Genomic DNA, 22763 nt, shown 5'->3' with positions numbered 1-22763 from the left:
TTGGCCTTGCATCTACCTACAAAGGTTAAAATTAACAGAAGATTTTGTCACCATTCCGAAACCACTTCTTGTACCAATTGCTTTAATCTGTGTGTAATAGTGAGTCAAGTCTACTTTTCATCCTTATCTGTTCATTCCAAAATTACAGGAGGTTTATATCTATGACATCATCTTTGTATTTTTATAAAAAGAAAGGTATGCTTACGCTACTTACCGCCACGGCTATTACTCTATTGTTACAAACAGCGGTTTCACCAGTGGCAGTCATTGCTTCCGCTGCACCTTCTGCGAATACCAAAGTAACATCAAGCAATTCGACCGCAATCTACAAATCCTTTCAGAACATGCTCTACAAAAAAAATGGCCTGCCCGCGGCTGACCGTTACCTGGAGTCTAAAATCAGCCAGGTGACTCCTTATCATGCAACCCTGATGGTGTTGCAGTTGGAAAACGCCCGCTTCAAAGCGCTAACAGCCATAACGGATCGCATGCTTGTGCCCAATGTTCAGGATCAGATGCAGAAAATATACAAGTGGAATGACAGCTTTACGCAGCTGATGTCACGCACCAAAGACACGAGTCTCCGTTCACTGTTGCAACAGGCCAGAGACAGTGGTTATCGTCTTACGATGATTGAGGGTTATCTCTATCCAATCATGAATTATGCCGCATTTGAAAAATACACTTCTTATGTAAATCAAGATATCAAACAGTACATCCGCATCATGGCAGTCGAAACGAGCAATATCTCCTCTGAAGATGGGGGCCTCATGATCGGATATCAGGATATGCTGAACCGCACGCTCAATCAGGAGCGCTTCCTGAATGATTTCCCTAAGTCTAACCGGAAAAATCAGGTACAGATGTTGATGAATCAATACACCTTGTACACCTTTTACGGGCTCGATAATACGCCGCTGTTCGATTACGACACCAACGTAATGGTGCCAAATGCTCAAAAAGGGTACAAAGCTGTCTTACAGCGGAATACTTCCGAGGACAGTGCTTTTTTGAAAAAACTGGGTGCCTTCATGGATGTCGTCGCTGAATCCAAGTTTGAAAGAACAGAGGCTGTCGACAAATGGCTGGAACAGAACGTATCTAGGGATGAATATCTGCCGGAGTACGGTATATAAAAGTTTTAGATCCATCTAACTTTGACAATCAGCTGCTTGCCTGGATACGTTGGAGGGTGAGCAAGGGAGTCCGGTTAAACAAACGTGTGCATGCAATGGTAAGCTTGGAATAGGCGCGTTTTTCATACACCGTTCCTTGTGCTCGTCGCGTAGAAGGTTGTACGGATAAAAAAATTCTAACGGTCACCTCGGACCTTATTCGGCCAGTTTAGAGGTATGCAGCAATGTAACGATCACCAGAGACGTTATTTCATCTATAGTGAGCAAAAAACAATGATTTTTCTGCTGACTTCGGGAAATAACGTTTCTCCTGATCGTTAGAATTTTAAATGGGCTAAAATCAGACGAATAGCGTCTTCTGAGATCGTTAGCCGGGTTGCGGGTCGTTGTAAAGCTTGATGATATGGTGACTCGCTGCTCCTTTAACACTTTCCCATGCTCTATTGTGTTGATTAAGTGCTACATATACATTCTTTTTATACATGAGGGAGGGTAGCATGGAAGACGTTGAGCTGCCTGTGGGAGATACGCTACTTCATAGCAAGGTGGTTCACTATATAAAACCAAAAAGACGAAGACAACTGCTCGTCAGGCATTGCTTCGTCTTTTTCATTGCTTCCGAGACGTCCGTGAATAACCACGCACCTTCCCCTCGAGTCACCACTAGGATTCAATTCGTTTAATCATATGGTAATACTCATGTCCACCGATGAGAATCACTTCATCTTGAACATAGCCTTGCCGTTCATAAAGTTGCATCGCGCCATTATTGTCTTGCTCCACGATCAGGGCAACCTGTGTGTGCCCGAGTTCTCTTCCATGCTGCTCAAAAGCAGCCATCAGTGCACGGCCGATGCCCTGCCCCTGAAATGGCTCACTTACCGAAAGAGTATCGAGATAATACTCTCCTGGACGGGTTTCTTTTACCAGAGCATATTTCTCATCCCCATCACGTCCGGGACGATCCAGAAGCGGTTGATCCAGACGCTCCACATCATCACCGGAATACGCTACCAACATGCCAGCAATCTGGCCGTCCTGCTCCATCACAGTGATATTTTGATAACTGATCCGGTTATTTTCCTGTGTAACAAACTCACGTAAGATGTCCATTGCCCGCTCATGGTCCGCCTCGCCCGCAAGTGCATAAGCGATATCCCCGATTGCCTGCACCAGCAGCGGAATGATATGATCCACATCTTCCTTCCGAGCAGGTCGGATCTGAGGCACTGGCTTCTGTTGCTCCGACCCTATAGTAGGTTTCACTTGTAAAAAGACACCTCTCTCTCAGATCAACATGTTGAACAGATTCAAGTTTTTGTTCAGCTCGGTGTAGGCGATACCTTTGCGGTTCATCCGTTCGATGAGTGGCTGGTAGTCTTCCTTGTACATGAGCTCGATGCCGACCAAGGCAGGGCCATTTTCCTTGTCATGTTTTTTCGTATATTCAAATCTGGCGATATCGTCATTCGGGCCGAGCACTTCCTCCAGAAACTCACGCAGCGCCCCCGCACGTTGCGGGAAATTCACCATGAAATAATATTTCAGACCTTCGTAGATCAGAGAACGCTCTTTGATCTCCTGCATCCGGTCAATATCATTATTACCGCCGCTGATCACACAAACTACCGTCTTGCCTGCGATCTGTTCCCGATATTGCTCCAGCGCAGCTACAGCCAGCGAGCCCGCAGGCTCCACCACGATAGCATTTTCGTTATATAATTCCAGAATGGTTGTGCAGGCTTTGCCTTCTGGCACCTTCACGATGTCATTCAGGATGTTGCTACAGATATCATAAGTCAAATCACCGACCCGTTTCACCGCTGCCCCATCCACAAATTTATCGATATCATCCAGCGTAACCACTTGTTTGCGGAACATTGCTTCACTCATGGAAGCTGCTCCAAGCGGCTCAACGCCGATGATTTGTGTTTCAGGACTAACCGTTTTCATGTAGGTTCCTACCCCAGCCGCTAATCCGCCGCCGCCAATGGTGACAAATACATAGTCTGCATTCTCATCAAGGCTTTCCATGATCTCCATCGCAACTGTACCGTTCCCTGCAATAATCTTCGGTGAATCAAACGGATGGATAAAGGTCATGCCCTGCTCGTCACATGCCCGCATCGCTTCCGCATACGCATCGTCATACGTATCACCGATCAGGACAACTTCTACATTATCGCCGCCAAAACGTCGTACCTGCTTCACTTTCTGGTTCGGTGTTGTGCTTGGCATAAAGATTTTGCCGTGAATGCCCAGTGCATTACAGCTAAAAGCCACCCCCTGTGCGTGGTTGCCGGCACTGGCGCAGACGATGCCTTTCTCCATTTCGGCAGGGGTCAGACTGCGTATCATATTGTAGGCCCCGCGAATTTTGAACGAACGCACCACCTGAAGGTCTTCCCGTTTCAGATACACATTACAGTTATATTTAGCCGAAAGTACAGCATCCCGCTGTAGCGGCGTTCTGACAATCACTTCACGTAGCACATGGTGCGCGCGCACGATATCTTCCATGCCTACATGGACATTTCTAGAACCTTCGTTTCCGGCTCCCGTTCCTGTTGTTTCTTGATTCTCTGGTTTCATCTGTCTCCACACTCCGCTTATATGGTCTAGCAATGTCATCCATTGCTTTTTCTTTTTATTGTATCACTTTTGCTCTGTCCTTGCGCCGGGTAACGGAAGGAACAATCTTCTACTCACTATGGCGACTGTCCTCAAATACTTCTCATTTCTCATTGTAAGGCTTTCTTACTCTTACTCTTACTCTTACTCTTACTCTTACTCTTATCTCTCACTCTTACTCCGTACCGCGTATCATTCGCATGATCTCATCGATGATCACTTCAGGATCTGTAAACATCACCATATGACCGGAACGAGCTGCTTCAATCCATCTCGCATTGGCTAGCTTGCTTACCGTCTGACGGTGAGCTTCAACGATGGCAGGTCTGATTTTACGTTCTCCCTTGCCTGGCAAGGTACCTGAAATAATGCTAACTTCCGAATCTCCCAGCTGGGGAGGTTGCTCCTGTAGTCCCTTTAAATCTTGCAAAAATTTTTTTCCCTCCGCAGCCATCGTCCGAGCAGCTTGTACCGTAAAGTCCTCACGGCGGTGATCTGCTACAACATCGTCAGGCTGATTAAGAAAGTCTTTGATGCCAAGGAAACGATACAGGCCCACACGAGCCAGAACTGGAATAAGTGTGCCATTAACCGCGAAACCCACCTTCGCCATACGGGAAAAATATAACTCACAATGCTCATCCGACGGGTCAACAAGAATGATACCCTGCAGACGCGACAGGTTGCTAGCCGCCGCTACACGTACAATTGGCCCTCCCCAGCTATGCCCCACCAGAATAATCGGCCCCGGCCCCATCGCCGCTATCAGTTCATTCAGGTCTTCCGCAATCCGGGCGAGCGTGCGTGGAGAAGAATCAACATCACTTCGTCCCGCTCCTGCCCTGTCGTATACAACGGTACGTGCATGTTTCGCAATCGTCGGTACAACTAGCCCCCATGTAGATCTGGATACACCCATCCCCGACTCAAAAACGACCGTTACCTCTCCAGCGCCCTTCGACATGTAATGCAACTTGCGGCCATCCCGGGTCTGAATATATGCACTTGAACCCAACGTATGTAATCGAGCATCATTACTCATTGTTTCACCTTCCCTCCCCACTGGTCCACAGTATCCCGTCTCGCATCACACTTCTAAATGAAAATGATTATCAATTACTAATTATACCTTTTTCCCTGTAAAAAAAGAACACCCGATCCATCACCGGATCGGGTATCCCTCTCAGCCTTGCAGCATCGGGATGAAACTCTCTATCCGCGAATGCCGTGATCCTTGTTATTCATCTGATCCAGCAACTGATTCATCGCTTCCTCGGTCATCGCACCACCGCTAAAGGCCACAAGGGCACGCAGCGGCATATATTTCATCATCGCGTTCATCATGTCCGCATGGTCATTATCACCGGAATCGTCACCGCCGCCAAAACCGCTCGCTTCCTGGAATTGCTGCAAAGCCTGCTCAATCAGCTTTTTATTCTCGGGGTCGCGCTGAATATCGCCAAGGGTACTATTACGTGTATACGTTGGAATAAACGTGGCAGTAGACTCTACGCTTACCCGAGTCTGCATACGAATATCACGCGAAGAACTGCCCACCTGAATCTCGAACTCCCCCGTCTCGACATGCCAGTCTTTCATATCCACGTTGTAATACGCAAACGAACGCTTATTCAGCGTGAAACGAACTATTTTGGACTCGCCAGCCTCCAGTGCCACCTTCGCAAAACCTTTCAGCTCCCGATCCGGACGAATCACCGTACTCTCGACGTCACTAACGTACAGCTGTACGATCTCTTTCCCTGCGTGCTCTCCCGTATTGGTGACGCGTACTTGTACCTGCACCTCGTCCAGATCCGTTAGCGCCGTGCGATCTACCTGTAAATCGCCGTACTCAAACGTGGTATAACTCAAGCCGTATCCAAACGGGAACAGCGGCTCCAGTTCTTTTTTATCATAATAACGGTAACCGACGAAGATCCCCTCGCGATAATCCACACGATCTGCCTCACCAGGGAAGTTCAGATAGGACGGATTGTGGCTAAGCTTGGCCGGGAAGGTCTCTGCCAGTTTACCGGACGGGTTCACCTCACCGTAGAGCAGATCGGCGATTGCGCCTCCTGCAGCCTGTCCGCCAAGATAAGCTTCAAGCACGGCTTGAACCTGCGGAAGCCAAGGCATCTCCACTGGAGAACCGTTGCTAAGCACAACCACGACACGGGACTGCACCTTGGCAACCTCTTCAATCAGTCGAATGTGGTTGTCCGGCAGACGCAGATGGGCACGATCATACCCTTCGGATTCGTATCGATCCGGCAAACCCACACATACGATAGCTGTATCTGCTGCTTGCGCGGCTTGAACGGCTTCCTGCATCAGGGTGTCATCCACATCGTCCGCTTCAATCCGATAACCCGGTGCATACGAGATGCTCACCCCATTGCCTGCGACCTGAGTCATCTCATCCACAATATCGTCTACCTTGGTCGGATTGATATGGGAGCTGCCACCCCCTTGAAAGCGAGGTTTACGCGCAAAAGCACCTACGATAGCTACACTGCCTTCACGTTTTAGCGGAAGCAGCCCGGCCTCATTTTTCAACAAAACCATACTCTCGGAAGCGACTTTGCGTGCAAGCTGATGATGTTCCGTTTTATCGTAGGAAGCCCCTTCTTTCTTATGATCCATCGCCTTGAAAATTAAGTTCAGCAAACGCTCCACCGCAAGATCAAGCTTGTCCATGGGCAGCTTACCGTTCTCTACGGCATCGATCACCTTACGTTCTCCAATACCACCGCTCGCCGGCATCTCCAGCTCCAGTCCTGCCGCAAGCGCATCTGCCCGCTCATTCACAGCGCCCCAGTCCGAGACAACCAGACCTTCATGGCCCCACTCATCCTTCAGAATGTCGGTCAGCAGCCACTCATTTTCACCCGCATACGTGCCGTTCACTTTGTTATAGGAACACATCACCGTCCATGGCTGTGCGTCCTTCACCGCCCCTTCGAAGCTGGCCAGATAAATCTCGCGTAGCGTCCGTTCGTCTACCACCGCATCAATCGACATACGGCGCTCTTCCTGGTTATTCACTGCAAAGTGTTTGAGCGACGTACCCACGCCCTGGCTCTGCACACCCTGAATATGAGCGGCAGCCATCTGAGTGGATAACAACGGATCTTCGGAAAAATATTCAAAGTTTCGTCCACCCAATGGGGAACGTTTAATATTCACACCTGGCCCAAGCAGTACCGCCACATCTTCGGCCTGACATTCCTCACCCAAAGCTATGCCCACCTGGCGCGCAAGCTCGGTATCCCACGAACTCGCCAGCCCTGCCGCAGACGGAAAACAGGTTGCAGGTACACTTGCAGTTAAACCCAGATGATCTGCACTGGTATCCTGTTTGCGCAATCCGTGGGGACCATCCGTTACCATAATAGATGGAATGCCGAGACGCTCCACCCCTTTCAGATGCCAAAAGTCGAGCCCTGAGCACATTCCCGCTTTTTCTTCCAGTGTCATCTGCCGTACCAAATCTTTGACGTTACGTTCCACATTAACCCCTCCAGTTCATGATATTCGTATAGTGTAGAAGCTATATACCAAGCATACTGCGTGAACTCTTACCTTTTCAAATCTTTACCCGTTTCATCACGTTTACATAACAGATGCGTTCATTGGATAAAGGCGAACGCTTCACTTTTCCAAAAAGCGAAAAAACAGCCCGATCTCACCGATCAGGCTGCCTGTGAACTTCTTATTATATGTCGATATATGCTACATCTCGTAATGCAATACATCCAAATTCCCAACCTTTATTAAGCCTGAGACTTATACCATGCTGCCGCAGCTTCCGCCTCGGTACGTGTCAGTTGATGGCCCTGACGTTCCCAATGCATATGCACATCGGCACCTGCCCCGCTCAGCAGGGAAGCCAATTCCTCCGTTTCACGTCTCGGCACAATCGGATCATTCTCTCCAGCACCGATAAACACGGGCAGTCCTTTCAGATTAGGCAGCGTCAGTCCGCGAAGCGGCACCATCGGATGGTGAAGGATTGCTCCCTTGAATACATCTGCCTGATGGAACATCAAACTTGCGGCAATGTTGGCACCATTGGAATAACCCAGGGCATACACGTTCGAACGGTCGAATCCATATTCCACCGCAGCGGCATCGATAAAGGCTCCCAGCTCTGCTGTCCGTGCAATCAGATCCTCTTCATCAAAGACACCTTCTGCAAGGCGGCGGAAGAAACGTGGCATCCCATTCTCGGACACGTTACCCCGTACCCCAAGAATCGCTACCCCCGGAGCAATCATCTCCGCCAGTCCGATCAGATCATTCTCCGTTCCGCCTGTACCGTGGAGCAACAGTAATGTCGGCGCATCTGGCTGCGTACCTGCTTTGTAGATATGTTTCATCGTCGATGTACTCATGATTTAGAATCTCCTTTCCATTCCCGTACTTGAATTGGTGGCAACAATTGTTCAATCTGCTCACGCTGTGGTTCGTACCAGTCAGGCAGCATCAATTTCTCACCCATCGTCTCTTGTGGTTCATCCCGTGCAAAGCCCGGAGGATCTGTAGCAATCTCGAACAAAATACCGCCTGGTTCCCGGAAATATACCGCATTGAAGTACTGGCGGTCAATCACGGGAGTTGGATGATACCCCGTTTGATCCAGGTCCTGTTGAATTTGTTCATGCTCCGTGTAATCTTTGGCACGCCATGCAATGTGGTGTACCGTTCCTGCACCACCGATACCGCGCTGGATACCTGTCGATTGAATATCGATGATCTGTCCCAGATCACCGCTCGCCCGCAGACGGATCAGGCCATTCTCTTCGCCAACCTGCTCCAGGCCAAGCTTGCTGACAAGCACATCCATCGTTTTCTCAGGCACGTGACTGTACAGTACCGCACCGCCAAAGCCTTTGATGGCATGCTCCGGTGTTACCCCGTTAAATGCCCACTGGCTTGGCTGACCGCCTTCGCGCTCAACCAGTTCAAGGAGTAAGCCCCCTTTATCGAAAAAACGAATATAGTGTTCACCGAATCTGGTTTTATTTTCATATGGAATATCGAAGGAAGCAAGACGTTCTTTCCAGAAGGACAAGCTACCCATCGGTACGGCATAGACGGTAACCCCGGTCTGACCTGAGCCAATCACACCTCTTCTTGCATTCTTCTGCGGGAAAAAGGTAATGATCGTACCTGGAGCGCCTTGCTCATTACCATAGTACAAGTGATACACATCCGGTGCATCAAAGTTGATCGTTTTTTTCACCAGTCTGAGTCCCAGTACACCTGCGTAAAAATCAACATTTTTCTGTGCGTCGTCTACAAAAGCCGTAATATGATGAATGCCTGAAGTTCTGAACATAATCTCCACTCCCTTGGTTTGGTTTATAATCATTATCTTGGTTGTTGTACGTTTGTTTTATTTACTGCATCTGAGGATTTACTTCCTTTAGCCTTGCTATTTATCTTTAAATTAAGATTCTTTAAATTCATATTAATCCATATGCGATCAATATGCAAGTATTTATTTCAAAATTAAGATATTACGGTGGTAAACCTTAATTACACTCGTTGTTTTTGTCAAAACGTATCGCTCTGAACTGCTTTTCACATAAAAAAACAGGTCTCCGCACCGAAGTACGGGAACCTGTCTTTATATAAGAATACAAATGAACGATTTCAAACTAAATACATCAAGCTGCGCTCATTCCCTTTTCCATAACCCTAACGGTACCAGCGTACTGGTACGTATATCCCACCAAAACAAAACCTGCTTCTGGTCTTCTTACACCAATTTCAATTTCTTCGGTGGATTGACCAGATCCTTATGCTCGTATTCATCCTTGATATCCCCGACAATCTCTTCGAGAATATCCTCCATCGTCACCATTCCGATCGTTGCGCCTGCTTCGTCTTTGACAGAAGCGATATGCACACGGCTATGTTGCATTTGAACGAGCACATCCTTGATCGGTGAACGCTCCGAGAAGCTCGGCATTGGGTGCATGAACGTGTTCATGCTGAACGTTCTGCCCGCAGCTACACTCGTTAACGTCTGTTTGGTATTAATAAACCCGACAAAATGGTTTGCATCCCCGCCTGCAATGACAGGATATCTCGTATACTCATGCTGATTCAGCACTTCGATAATTTGATCCAGCGGCATTTCTTTATTCAATGTAACGATTTTATTGCGGGGAATCATGATCTCCTGAAGCAACCGCTCATCAAAGGCAAAGATGTTTTTGAGATAGTCCAGCTCGGTTTGATTAATCTCACCGCTCTCATAACTTTGCGCCATAATCAGCTTTAGTTCCTCTTCGGAGTGAACCGTATCATGTCCTGCAGGTTTGATGCCGAAAATGCCAAGTAATAAACGTGCTGCACCATTCAGCGCATAAATGAACGGATTCATAATCTTACCGAACCAGTAGAGCGGTGGTGCAAGCAACAACGTCATCTTTTCAGCAAATTGAATGGCAAGTGTCTTCGGTGCAAGCTCACCAATCACGACGTGCAGGAAGGTGATCACTGCCAGCGCAATACCGTAAGAAAGCACGGTGGACAACGCAGCAGGCACTTCCAGACTCTGAAATAACGGATGTAACATCTTCTCTACGGTCGGTTCACCCAAGGCACCCAGTACGAGTGCTGTAATCGTAATACCCAGTTGACAGGCAGACAGATAATAATCCAGATTATGTGCCACTTTTTTGGCGACCACAGCTTTTTTGTTGCCTTCCGCGATCAATTGATCGATACGGGACATCCGCACTTTCAGAATAGCAAATTCGGCTCCTACGAAAAACGCGGTCAAACCGATAAATACAGCTACTAAAAATAAGTTTAAGGCTATTATTCCGTCCAATGATTTCCCTCAGGCGAGGGATTCACCTCCATTAAGTTTTGAAATGTTAAGCCAAATCGCTTGCAGGTTCTTGGGCCTCAGTGCCACTCACACGCTCAAGCAGCACCTGCTTGATGTGATAGTTCTCGGCATCCACAACCGTCCAGACATAGTCGCCGTGTTCAACGGTATCTCCTTTTTCCACACCGACACCCTTCTGGTACTGAATCCATCCGGCAACCGTATCCATCTCTTCATTCCCCTCGAATACAATGCCGAATTGACGCTCCAGTTCATCCAGAAGTACACGGCCACTAATCAAATACTGGTTTTCCCCGGTTTCCTGAATGTCCGCTACTTCATCCGCATCGAACTCATCCCGGATCTCGCCGACCAGCTCTTCAAGGATATCCTCCATCGTAATGATTCCCGAAGTACCGCCGTACTCATCCACGACGACAGCCATATGAACACGTTCCTGCTGCATTTTGATCATCGCATCCTGAATGGAAGTGACTTCCGATACGAACGGAATCTCACGCACGAATTCACTCAATTGATGTGCCCGGGTCGCAACCATGTCCGGCAAAATCTTCTTCACGTTCACAACACCGATAATACGGTCTTTATCTCCATCCTCGATCACGGGATATCTGGAGTAGTTATGTTCATCCAATATAGGAATGATATCGTCATACGTCATATCCTGATTCAGTGTAATCAGTTCGGTACGCGGAACCATGATGTCTTTCGCATCACGTTCGTCGAACACAAAAACATTTTCCAAATAGGAAAGCTTGGTCTTGTTACTCTCATCGCCTTCATAGCTCTGGTTCATAATGATCTTAATCTCGTCCTCGGAATAGGCTTGATCATGCCCGGCAGGCTTTACACCGAATCCACGCAGGATTACACGCGATGCACCATTAAGTGCCCAGATGAACGGATACATGATTTTACCAAACCAGTACAGCGGCGGCGAGAGTAACAAGGTTAATTTTTCGGAAAATTGAATCGCCAACGTTTTGGGTGCCATCTCACCAACAACGACATGCAAAAACGTAACGAGTATAAAAGCTATCGCATAAGAAGCTATCGCCGAGGCCGAGGCAGGTACATCCAAATAGCTAAACACCGGATACAATAATCTCTCCACGGTCGGTTTACCCAACGCCCCGAGTCCCAGAGCCGTAACGGTAATCCCCAGCTGGCAGGCAGATAGATAATAATCCAGATCCGAGACGACCTTTTTGGCGAGCACTGCCTTTTTATTGCCTTCGGCAACCAGTTGATCCACCCTTGATGTACGAATCTTCACAACAGCAAACTCCGACGCAACGAAAAATGCGGTCAGTACAATCAAGATGATAAGTAATGCGATATTCAATATGGTAATTATGTCCAAAGACTTCCCCGATTCTCAGGGATTCACCTCCAAAGATAGTTACAGCGTAATGCATTAACGTTCATGCCGTTAACGGTTCATGCGCTGTTAAATGTGTGATGCCAAGAGCCAGTGACGAATAAAACGCTACTTAACATATATAAAAATCAGTTCGTGATCCATTCTGTATAAGTCATTCTGTGACCTTGTAAATCTAAAACAGGAATCCAAGATGAAGTCAATAACGCCCATGACGTGTAGAAACGACTTCAATCAAAACGGGTTACCCCTCATGCTGTCCATTGTTCCTTGATCAACTCCATCTAGATTCTCCATTTGGACAATTTACAATATCGCCTACCCAATAGATATCCACCTCCCAACGTATCGATTCCTGTTTCCGAAAAGTATATCATGTTTTGCTCCAAACCATCCAGTTGCACGTTATGGTTTGGCACAAGCTTACAGTCTATTGTTCACAGAATAGTCTATATGTATGTTATCCTCTGGTATTTTAACCAGCATGATCCTGCCAAACAGGTGAGTTTCCTATGATCTATGTGTCTTCCTTTTTCGTGGCTTCTTCCGTATCTGTGAATGAATCTTTCCACTTTATTAGAATAGTGCAGTTTACTGAAATACTACCCGTTCCATTTGGCTATTAAACAGATTCAGATGTTCACTTTCGTAGCAGCTAAACGTTATTCTCGCGCAGGTTTGTAAAGGAATGTAACCGTCTTTTTTACACATGATATATTTAAATACGCGCAAAAAGCCCGCAGGATGCAAATACCTTGCGGTACCGATCCTACGGGCTGATTTTAATTCTTACACCAAGGCTTTGGCTGCAATGTCGGAGCGTTGATGTTTGCCTTCAAATTGAATGTGCTCTGCCTGAGCATACGCTTTGGCTCTTGCTTCTGCAATGTCAGTACCTAGGCCTACAACACCGAGAATACGTCCGCCGTTTGTCACCCATTCCCCAGCTTCATTACGCGCTGTTCCCGCATGGAACACAACAGCCTCTCGGGCTTGATCCAGTCCCTCAATCACAACACCTTTGGCATAAGGGCCCGGATATCCGCCTGAAGCAAGCACGACACATACAGCGGCTTCTTCGCTCCATTCAATCTCCAGATCAGCCAGCTTACCATGAACGGTTGCCCAGAAAATGTCGAGCAGATCCGTTTTCAAACGTGGTAGCACCACCTGTGTTTCTGGGTCTCCAAAACGTGCGTTGAACTCGATTGTTTTGGGTTTGCCATCCGGGGAGATCATCAAACCCGCGAACAATACCCCACGGAATGGACGGCCCTCTGATACCATTGCTTTCGCTGTTGGTTTGATGATAGTTTCAATCGCTTCTTCAATGATAGAAGTTGGAATATGTGGAAGCGGCGAGTATGTACCCATGCCGCCCGTATTAGGTCCTTGATCATTGTCGAACACAGGTTTGTGATCCTGCGCAGCAGCCATCGGACGAACCGTCTCACCATCGACAAAGGCCAGGATCGACATTTCCTGTCCTGCAAGGAATTCTTCGATAATGACTTTGGCTCCTGCTTCACCAAACACCTTATCGACCATAATGCTGCGAAGGGCCTGATTCGCCTCTTCACGGGAGTATGCAACGGTGACCCCTTTACCTGCAGCGAGTCCGTCCGCTTTAATGACAATCGGAATCGCTTGCTCATCCAGATAGGTTTGAGCCTGCTCGTAGTTGTCGAACTTCTCATATGCAGCCGTAGGGATATTGTATTTGTGTAGCAGATCCTTCATAAATGTTTTGCTGCCTTCGATTTCCGCTGCATTACGACGCGGACCGAAGACCGGAATGCCTGTCGAGTCAAATGCGTCTACAATGCCGTCTGCCAGCGGGTCATCCGGTCCAATGACGACGAGGTCTACTTTTAGTTCAACTGCCAGAGCTTTGAGTTTATCAAATTCATGTACCGCAATCGGGTGACACTCCGCCAGCTGTGCAATGCCCGCATTCCCGGGTGCGCAATGAATTTTGCCTGCCTTTGGACTTTTTGCGAGTGCCCAGATAATTGCATGTTCGCGGCCGCCGCCGCCGACTACCAAAATATCCATTCGTCTGTTCCCCTCCACGCTTTACTGGATTGTAATGTTCCTACTCTTCAAACACATGAAGTGCACTATTTTAAATTGATCTATTTCCTGAAAAAAGGAGTGCCCCGTACGTCATCAGCATGACAGGTGACACCCCTTTATAACACTTGCCACTTTTGTTTGATGAAGAGTATTTTAAGACCTCTGTTCGGTCTTTAACTCTTCAACCTGCTTATTACTTGTCCTAGTGTTTAAAATGACGTACGCCTGTGAATACCATGGCGATGCCGTATTCATTGGCTACTTTGATGGACTCTTCGTCTTTGATCGAGCCGCCTGGCTGAATGACTGCTGTAATACCAGCTTTTGCTGCCAACTCAAGTGTATCACCCATCGGGAAGAATGCATCGGAAGCAAGAATAGCACCTTTTGCCTGCTCACCGGCTTGCTCAATTGCAATTTTGGCAGCACCGACACGGTTCATTTGTCCCGCACCTACACCTACCGTCATGTCGTTCGCAGCAAGTACAATCGCGTTGGATTTCACGTGTTTAACCACTTTCCAGCCAAACAAAAGTTGCTTCATTTCTTCATCAGAAGGTGCACGATCGGTTACCACATTAAGTTCACTCGCTTCAATGGAGTGTACGTCCGATTGTTGTACGATCATGCCGCCGTCAATCGACGTCACCACGAATTGGCTTTCACGGTTACGAGCCGCACTCAGCTCGCCCGTTTTGAGCAAACGAATGTTTTTCTTTTTCGTCAGGATATCCAGCGCTTCTTGGGTAAAGTCAGGTGCAAGTACGATTTCCAGGAAAATCTCGCTAAGCTTGTTCGCCGTATCGCTGTCGATAATGCGGTTTGCCGCCACGATACCGCCAAAAATCGATGTTGGGTCAGCAGCATAGGCTTTGCTATAGGCTTCATAGATGCTTTCGCCAATACCTACACCGCAAGGATTCATATGTTTCACGGCAACGACTGCTGGCTCTTCAAATTCTTTAACGATCTGCAGTGCTGCGTTGGCATCGTTGATATTGTTGTAGGACAACTCTTTACCGTGTAGTTGCTCGGCTGTAGTCAATGTATCCTGTGCAGCGAGTGGTTTGCGGTAGAATGCAGCTTGTTGGTGTGGATTTTCGCCGTAGCGCAAATCCTGGAGTTTTTCGTAAGTAACGGTCAGACGCTCTGGTAGCGGATCGCCATTAACGTTGGAAAGATAATCGGAGATGAGTGCATCGTAAGCCGCCGTATGGCGGAACACTTTTGCCGCAAGCCGTTTGCGAGTTTCCAGCGTTGTATCTCCGCCGCTACGAACTTCCTCCAGCACTTGGCTGTAGTCGGCCGCATCAACAACAACGCTAACAAAAGCATGGTTTTTAGCCGCAGAACGCAGCATCGTTGGCCCACCGATATCGATGTTTTCAATCGCATCTTCATAGGCTACATCCGGTTTAGCGATGGTTTCCTGGAAAGGATACAGATTTACAACGACCAGATCGATGTAACCGAGACCAAGCTCTTGCATTTGGCGTGTATGCTCTTCGTTATCACGAACAGCGAGCAAACCGCTGTGAACTGCCGGATGCAATGTTTTGACACGTCCGTCCATAATTTCAGGGAATCCGGTTACGTCCGAAATTCCGATGACAGGTACGCCTTCCTTCGACAGCAGGCTGCTTGTACCTCCTGTCGAAATAATCTCCACACCCATTTGCGACAGCTCGCGGCAAAAGTCCACGATGCCTGTTTTATCCGATACGCTGACCAGCGCTCTTTTGATACTCACAATATGCTCCTCCTTTATTATCCCATAAGCTTCGCGTTTCCTGACGAAACACTGCTGATTTATTTCCCGAGAAATATCACAATATGCGTACCAATTTTCGACTTCTGTTATATAAGTTGAACCAGGGTGTTTACACCGGACACTACGATGGCAGAACAACCTTGAGAGTAGCTGTTATCCCCAGATTTTTTGAATCCCTTTTCTCAAGGAAAAAATCAAGTAATAAGCTTATGCTTCCGATGCAGCTTTCTTTCAGAAAGCTTTCAGCCGAACGCTTCGCTTCTCCAGCTTATTTCTGTTCTCTCCGTTCATGTGTGGAAAAAATCTCAACTTATATCAAACCGGTTTGTTCACGGTGACGTAGCGTCCGTTTAATTGGACCAGACCTTGCGCGAACCAGGATACCACTTCAGGATATAACTGCTGTTCGGCTGCATGAATAGCTTGGCTAATCGTTTCCGCCGTATCCCCTGGCTGAACTGGCACAGGATGCTGGGCAATGATTGGCCCCGTATCCATGCCGCCGTCCACAAAATGAACGGTTACACCTGTCACTTTCACACCATAATCAAGTGCTTGTCCAATTGCATCTTTGCCGGCAAAGGCCGGGAGTAGCGATGGATGAATGTTGATCAGTCGACCCGCGTAACGCTCCACCATCACTGAGGTTAGAAGTCTCATATAACCTGCTAACACAACCAGATCAATCTGTTTGGATTCAAGCACTTCGATAATTTCTGCCTCGTATGCTTCACGCGAATCATACGCTTTGGGCGTAAACAGATGGCAGTCTACCCCTGCATCCTGTGCTCGCTGCACAACGCGTGCAGCAGGTTTATCACAGACGAGTAATTCCACCGATGCACCCAAATGACCATTCCGTGCCGCATCAACCAGAGACTGAAAGTTGCTTCCGGTCCCTGAGGCAAATACAGCAATACGGTAGTTCGTCATTAAACATCCGCTCCCGTGAAGGTTACTCGCGCATCTCCTTCAGTTACACGGCCGATGATGTACGCTTCTTCACCAGATGCTTTCAGTTGCTCCAATGCTTTTGTTGCATCCGCTTCGTTCACAACCAAGACAAGTCCGATCCCCATGTTAAACGTCGTGAACATATCACGGTTCGATACATCGCCTTTTTGCTGTAAAAGATTAAAGATTGGCAAGACCGGCCATGAACCATAATCGATATCTACGTTCACGTCGCTTGGTAACATACGCGGTATATTTTCAATAAATCCACCGCCCGTGATGTGCGCCATCCCTTTAACTTTGACATTCTCCAGCAAGGACAGTAATGGTTTTACATAAATTTTCGTTGGCTCCAGCAAGGCATCGCCCAGTTTGCCACCCAGCTCCGTCACTTCGGAATGCAAATCCAGGCCAGCTTCTTCAAGCAACAATCTGCGAACCAGAGAAAATCCGTTGCTATGCACGCCGCTGGAAGCGAGGCCGATCACCGTATCTCCAGGTGCGATAGTTGTGCCATTGATGATTTTTGCTTTATCCACGATACCCACGGTGAAACCTGCGATATCATACTCACCTTCACTGTACATTCCCGGCATCTCAGCCGTTTCACCGCCGATGAGCGCGCAGCCGGACTGATGACAGCCTTCCGCGATACCCGCAACGATCGCCTCAATCTTCTCGGGGATAACTTTGTCACAAGCGAGGTAGTCTAGGAAAAAGAGCGGCTCCGCTCCTTGAACAACGATATCATTGACACACATGGCTACTGCGTCGATACCAATCGTGTCATGACGGTCCATCGCAAATGCGATTTTCAGCTTGGTTCCCACACCATCTGTACCGGAAACCAGAACCGGCTCATCATATTTGTCTTTGTTCAATCCGAACAGGGCACCAAATCCGCCCAAATCCGTCATCACTTCCGGACGGAAGGTACGCTTTACGTGTTTTTTCATCCGTTCAACCGCTTCATTCCCTGCCGCGATATCGACGCCGGCCTTTTTATATGCTTCGGACACAACCCTCACACCCTTCGTATCTTGTATAAATCGAGCTGAAAATATTTACACCGCACACTCCGATGACAGAATAACCTATGAAAAGTCTAACTCATTAATTGTTGTTGCTCATCTCTAAGAGATGATTCTGTACCAACTCAAATCCAGCTACACCCATTGTAATGTACTGACTGTACTCTTCCGGTGGAACCATTCGAATGAATTCGTCACCGTTGTATACCCCACCGGCACACTGGAATACTTGCAGTTCTTTTTTCGCCGGAGTCAGCGGGATGTTACCAACAATGCTCCATGTGCCATCCTTCAGCAGCTTGGGTGACGTGAAGATCACGTTGCTAGTACGTTTACCATACTTATAGACAAGGAATTCGCCGTCTTCCAAACTTACGGTTTCGTCACGCTGAATGCTCATCACGCCGAACGAAAATGCCTTTTTGAAGCGGTCTCTCAGTGCACATATCACCTGACACACGGCAAACCGTCCATCATGCATTGGAATCAAAAAAATATCGCCCTCATTGTAGCTTTTTCTGCCCATAAGCCTACCTCCTAACAGCTGCAGCCAAACTTCTCTTCACCGTCGAAGTCAAGACGCGTCGGATAGTCATTATCGAAGCATGCCAGGCATAGTCCGCCCTTGTAGTCATCCTGATTGTCCCCTTGAATCGAAGAAATCAGTCCATCCGGGCTGAGGAACGCCAGGGAGTCCGCATTGATCTCGCGGCAAATCTCTTCAACCGACAGAGAGGAAGCAATCAATTCACGGCTATCCGGTGTATCAATACCATAGAAGCACGGATTCTTGAATGGCGGCGAAGTAATCCGCACATGCACTTCCGTTGCCCCTGCGTCACGCAGCATATTCACAATCCGGCGGGATGTTGTCCCACGTACGATCGAGTCATCGATCATCACTACACGTTTGCCTTCCACGACACGGCGCACGGCGCTGAGCTTCATCTTCACGCCCTGCTCACGCAACTCCTGGCTTGGCTGGATAAATGTACGTCCGGTGTATTTATTTTTGATCATGCCCATCTCATATGGAATACCGGTCTGTTCAGCGTATCCAATCGCCGCCGAGATGCTGGAATCTGGTACCCCCGTAACCAAGTCCGCATCCACAAACGATTCAATGGCCATCCGGCTGCCCATGCGTTTCCGCGCAGCATGCTGGTTTGCTCCGTTCATATCACTATCAGGTCGAGCAAAATAAATATATTCCATCGCACAGAGCGCCTTGCGGTGTTTATGATTATCAAAACGATCCTCATGCAAGCCATCTGCATCCAGCACAAGCAGTTCCCCTGGCTCAATATCGCGAATCAGCTCTGCGCCGATGGTTTCAAGTGCACAAGTTTCAGACGCGAACAGGTATGCATCCCCAAGCTTACCCATCGTCAGTGGACGAAGTCCATGCGGGTCAGAAGCAACCAGTAGCTTATCATTTGTCATGATCAGAAAGGCATAACCACCGACAATACGCTGGAATGCGTCCTTTGCCGCCTCTACAAGACCTTTCGAAGAACGTGCAATCAAGTGAGCAATAACTTCAGTGTCACTCGTCGTCTGAAAAATAGAACCGCTCTGCTCCAGCTCACGCCGGATCGTTGGTGCATTTACGATGTTGCCGTTCGTTGCAACGGCCAAGTCACCATCGCGATATTTAAAAACCAGCGGCTGTGCATTCGTCAGCTTGCTATCCCCACTCGTGGAATAACGTACGTGGCCTATGCTGATATCACCTGTCAGTGTCTGCATCAGGTCTTTAGTGAACACTTCTTTCACCAGTCCCATACCGCGGTGATAGTTAAATTGTGTGCCGTCGCTTACACACATACCTGCACTTTCTTCCCCGCGATGCTGCAGTGCATGCAGACCGTAGTAGGAAAGGGAAGCCGCATCAGGGTGCCGATACACCCCGAATACGCCGCATTCTTCCTTTAATTTGTCGAGTCCTTCCTTGCCGGACCCTTCGTTATAATAATCGCCTGTCCACAACGGTTCCGTCATCAGTTCATGAGACATGGAATCGCATCCTCCCAGACCTTAGCCAAACCTCCTACAGGTTCGTTCACGGCTGATGTTCCGTTCAATTCAATCGTCAGGTTACTTCCTTCAACACGTCCGATCACAGCTGCTGGCACTCCGCGTTCACGTACGAAAGCTTCCAGCTTACTCGCTTGCTCCGGCGAAGCCGACAGCAAAATACGGGATTGGCTCTCACTGAACAGAGCATGATCTGCACGCAGAGCAGTCTCTACATTCACTTGTGCGCCCACGTTACCGCTGATGCAGGACTCTGCCAATGCAACGGCCAGACCACCTTCGGACAAGTCATGCGCGGAGCGGACAAGCCCGGATTGGATAGCTTCCAGCACCGTGCTGAGCAACGCCTTCTCCGTGTTCAGGTCAAGCTCAGGCGGACGGCCTTCTGTTACGCCGTGAACGGCGTATTGCAGCTCGCTACCGCCGAGTTCCGCTTTGGTTTCACCGAGGAGCATGATGACATCTCCTTCGGATTTGAATGCTTGTGTCGTGATATGATCCGTATCATGAACGAGACCTACCATACCGACCACTGGCGTTGGATAGATGGAGCCTTTGGCGTTTTCATTGTACAAACTCACGTTACCACCGATGACTGGTGTATCCAGCACACGGCAAGCTTCCGCCATACCGTCCACGGCTTTTTCCATCTGCCAGAAAATATCCGGTTTCTCCGGGTTACCGAAGTTCAGGTTATCCGTAATTGCCAGTGGCTCCGCACCGGAACATACGATATTCCGCGCTGCTTCACTCACGGCGATACGTCCGCCCACCTCAGGATCAAGGTACACGTAACGACCGTTACAGTCCGTTGTCATCGCAAGACCTTTGCGCGTTCCACGAATCGTCACCACTGCTGCATCCGAACCTGGACGTACGGCTGTGCTTGTACGCACCATGTAGTCGTATTGATCGTAAACCCATTTTTTGCTCGCCACCGTCGGGGAAGCCAGCACTTGTTTCAATGCACCGCCGAGATCCGACACCTCGTCATAACGAAGCGTGTCGATGGAAGCACTTGCCTCATAATAAGCTGGTACGGAAGATGGCTTGTCATATACCGGACACTCGTCAACCAAAGCCGTTACAGGCATATCGCCAACCACTTCGCCATGGTGGATCAGCTTCAGGCGACCATCGTCTGTAACTTTACCGACTTTGGCACAGATGACACCCCAACGTTCAAAGATTTCCATCGCCTGCGCTTCATCCTTCGGCTCAACGACAAACAGCATCCGCTCCTGAGACTCCGAAAGCATCATCTCGTAAGGTGTCATGCCTTCTTCACGCTGTGGCACCTGATCCAGATACAACTCCAGACCGTTACCTGCTTTACTTGCCATCTCCGCACTGGAGCATGTCAGACCTGCCGCACCCATGTCTTGAATACCGAGCACGATGCCCGTATCGATCAATTCCAGACAGGATTCCATAACCAGCTTCTCCATGAACGGGTCACCGACTTGAACGGCAGTACGCTGGGACTCGGATTCTTCGGTCAGCTCAACGGAAGCAAACGTTGCACCGTGGATACCGTCACGACCCGTTGGTGGCCCAACGTAATACACCGGGTTACCTACACCTTTGGCTACACCGCGCTGGATTTTGTCATGATCGATCAGACCCACGCACATGGCATTCACGAGCGGATTGCCTTCATAACTCTCATCAAACATCACTTCACCTGCAACGGTCGGAATCCCGATACAGTTACCGTATCCCGCAATACCCGCTACCACATGCTCAAACAAATATTTTACGCGCTCGCTCTCCAGCTTACCAAAACGAAGGGAGTTGAGTAGCGCTACCGGTCTTGCACCCATGGAGAAAATATCACGGATAATGCCGCCTACGCCTGTTGCCGCCCCTTGATAAGGTTCTACCGCGGAAGGGTGGTTATGGCTTTCAATTTTGAAAACAACGGCTTGGTTGTCACCGATATCCACGATTCCGGCACCTTCACCCGGTCCCATCAGGACACGCGGACCACTTGTCGGGAAACGACGCAAGAGTGGCTTGGAGTTTTTGTATGCGCAGTGCTCAGACCACATAACGCTGAATACACCAATTTCCGTGTAGTTTGGCTTGCGGCCCATAAACTCACAGATCAGCTCATACTCGCTGTCAGACACGCCCATCTGTGCGTAAAGTTTATGTTCTGCGACCTGTTCTGCTGTTGGCTCCTTAGCGGATAGCTGCTGCGTCATGCCGATCCCTCCATGCTTTCAAAATTGATGTAAACATCCGTTTGCCGTCTTCCGAACCAAACAGTGAATCCACTGCACGCTCTGGATGCGGCATCATGCCCACTACGTTGCCCGCCTCGTTGCAAACCCCTGCGATATCACCCAGGGAACCATTCGGGTTGTTGCCATATGTGAATACAATTTGATTGTTCGCTTGCAAGCTTGCCAGGGTTGCTTCGTCACAGTAATAGTTGCCCTCACCGTGAGCGATAGGAATGATAATCTCTTCGCCCGGTGCGTAGTCACGTGTGAATGGCGTGTCTGCGTTAGCCACTTTCAATACCGTGTCATGACAGCGGAATTTCAGCGACGTGTTACGGATCAACGCTCCCGGGAGCAGACCTGCTTCCGTCAGGATCTGGAATCCGTTACAGATACCCAGTACATATTTGCCTTGCTCTGCAGCTTTAGCCACTTCGTTCATTACCGGTGCGAAACGGGAAATTGCTCCGCAACGCAAGTAGTCTCCGTACGAGAATCCACCGGGAACCAGAATGCAATCATACGCGGACAAGTCCGTAGCCGTATGCCATACATAATCAACCTCTTGTCCAATCGCATCCTCTACTGCTTTGTAACAGTCGATGTCGCAGTTGGAGCCAGGGAACACAAGAACTGCAAATTTCATG

The 22763-nt window shown here is 48.6% G+C and carries 17 protein-coding genes; 1 reads left to right on the top strand and 16 read right to left on the bottom strand.

Features of this window, described 5'->3' with window-relative positions; translation table 11 throughout:
• Positions 1 to 161: 161 nt before the first annotated feature.
• Complete coding sequence (locus tag Q9R46_RS21565; RefSeq protein ID WP_311281708.1) at positions 162 to 1136, top strand: hypothetical protein; 975 nt, start codon at positions 162 to 164, stop codon at positions 1134 to 1136.
• Between the two features lie 663 nt (positions 1137 to 1799).
• Here the strand turns inward: Q9R46_RS21565 and Q9R46_RS21560 are convergent.
• The 16 genes from Q9R46_RS21560 to purQ all read right to left on the bottom strand — a co-directional run bounded on the left by Q9R46_RS21560 (position 1800) and on the right by purQ (position 22762).
• A complete protein-coding gene (locus Q9R46_RS21560) occupies positions 1800 to 2402 on the bottom strand; it encodes a GNAT family N-acetyltransferase (protein ID WP_311281707.1) in 603 nt (200 codons plus the stop codon).
• Positions 2403 to 2423: 21 nt separating this feature from the next.
• A complete protein-coding gene (ilvA, locus tag Q9R46_RS21555; protein WP_090923415.1) occupies positions 2424 to 3656 on the bottom strand; it encodes a threonine ammonia-lyase IlvA in 1233 nt (410 codons plus the stop codon).
• Positions 3657 to 3942: 286 nt separating this feature from the next.
• Complete coding sequence (locus Q9R46_RS21550; protein WP_145335810.1) at positions 3943 to 4809, bottom strand: alpha/beta fold hydrolase; 867 nt, start codon at positions 4807 to 4809, stop codon at positions 3943 to 3945.
• Between the two features lie 170 nt (positions 4810 to 4979).
• A complete protein-coding gene (locus tag Q9R46_RS21545; protein ID WP_311281706.1) occupies positions 4980 to 7280 on the bottom strand; it encodes a beta-glucosidase family protein in 2301 nt (766 codons plus the stop codon).
• Between the two features lie 263 nt (positions 7281 to 7543).
• Positions 7544 to 8149, bottom strand: a complete 606-nt coding sequence (locus tag Q9R46_RS21540) for an alpha/beta hydrolase (protein WP_311281841.1) — start codon at positions 8147 to 8149, stop codon at positions 7544 to 7546.
• Between the two features lie 11 nt (positions 8150 to 8160).
• A complete protein-coding gene (locus tag Q9R46_RS21535) occupies positions 8161 to 9114 on the bottom strand; it encodes a ring-cleaving dioxygenase (protein WP_145335886.1) in 954 nt (317 codons plus the stop codon).
• A gap of 420 nt (positions 9115 to 9534) precedes the next feature.
• Positions 9535 to 10617 (bottom strand): hemolysin family protein, encoded by a 1083-nt coding sequence (locus Q9R46_RS21530; protein WP_145335814.1) that lies wholly within the window; start codon positions 10615 to 10617, stop codon positions 9535 to 9537.
• A 46-nt stretch (positions 10618 to 10663) separates the two neighbouring features.
• Positions 10664 to 12001, bottom strand: a complete 1338-nt coding sequence (locus tag Q9R46_RS21525) for a hemolysin family protein (protein ID WP_145335816.1) — start codon at positions 11999 to 12001, stop codon at positions 10664 to 10666.
• Positions 12002 to 12808: 807 nt separating this feature from the next.
• Complete coding sequence (purD, locus tag Q9R46_RS21520) at positions 12809 to 14074, bottom strand: phosphoribosylamine--glycine ligase (RefSeq protein ID WP_145335818.1); 1266 nt, start codon at positions 14072 to 14074, stop codon at positions 12809 to 12811.
• 223 nt (positions 14075 to 14297) lie between these two features.
• The gene (gene purH, locus Q9R46_RS21515; RefSeq protein WP_145335820.1) at positions 14298 to 15845 is read right to left on the bottom strand and encodes a bifunctional phosphoribosylaminoimidazolecarboxamide formyltransferase/IMP cyclohydrolase; all 1548 of its coding nucleotides are present in this window, start codon (positions 15843 to 15845) and stop codon (positions 14298 to 14300) included.
• Positions 15846 to 16181: 336 nt separating this feature from the next.
• Positions 16182 to 16799: a phosphoribosylglycinamide formyltransferase gene (gene purN / locus Q9R46_RS21510; protein ID WP_145335822.1), complete on the bottom strand. Its 618-nt coding sequence runs from the start codon at positions 16797 to 16799 to the stop codon at positions 16182 to 16184.
• On the bottom strand, positions 16799 to 17839 hold the full coding sequence (purM, locus tag Q9R46_RS21505; protein ID WP_145335825.1) for a phosphoribosylformylglycinamidine cyclo-ligase: 1041 nt from the start codon (positions 17837 to 17839) through the stop codon (positions 16799 to 16801). Before purM ends, purN begins: the two co-directional genes overlap by 1 nt.
• A gap of 94 nt (positions 17840 to 17933) precedes the next feature.
• Positions 17934 to 18377: an immunity 26/phosphotriesterase HocA family protein gene (locus Q9R46_RS21500; RefSeq protein WP_145335826.1), complete on the bottom strand. Its 444-nt coding sequence runs from the start codon at positions 18375 to 18377 to the stop codon at positions 17934 to 17936.
• Between the two features lie 11 nt (positions 18378 to 18388).
• Positions 18389 to 19867 (bottom strand): amidophosphoribosyltransferase, encoded by a 1479-nt coding sequence (purF, locus tag Q9R46_RS21495; RefSeq protein WP_311281705.1) that lies wholly within the window; start codon positions 19865 to 19867, stop codon positions 18389 to 18391.
• Positions 19852 to 22095: a phosphoribosylformylglycinamidine synthase subunit PurL gene (purL, locus tag Q9R46_RS21490; RefSeq protein WP_145335830.1), complete on the bottom strand. Its 2244-nt coding sequence runs from the start codon at positions 22093 to 22095 to the stop codon at positions 19852 to 19854. The genes purF and purL overlap by 16 nt, the downstream gene beginning before the upstream one ends.
• Complete coding sequence (gene purQ, locus Q9R46_RS21485; RefSeq protein ID WP_110897837.1) at positions 22073 to 22762, bottom strand: phosphoribosylformylglycinamidine synthase subunit PurQ; 690 nt, start codon at positions 22760 to 22762, stop codon at positions 22073 to 22075. The genes purL and purQ overlap by 23 nt, the downstream gene beginning before the upstream one ends.
• Position 22763 lies beyond the last annotated feature (1 nt).

Origin of the sequence: Paenibacillus sp. RRE4, from assembly GCF_031844205.1 — a bacterium.
GTDB lineage: Bacteria > Bacillota > Bacilli > Paenibacillales > Paenibacillaceae > Paenibacillus > Paenibacillus xylanexedens_B.
The sequence above is the reverse complement of the archived record's forward strand: the minus strand, read 5'-3'. Positions and strand labels throughout refer to the sequence as shown.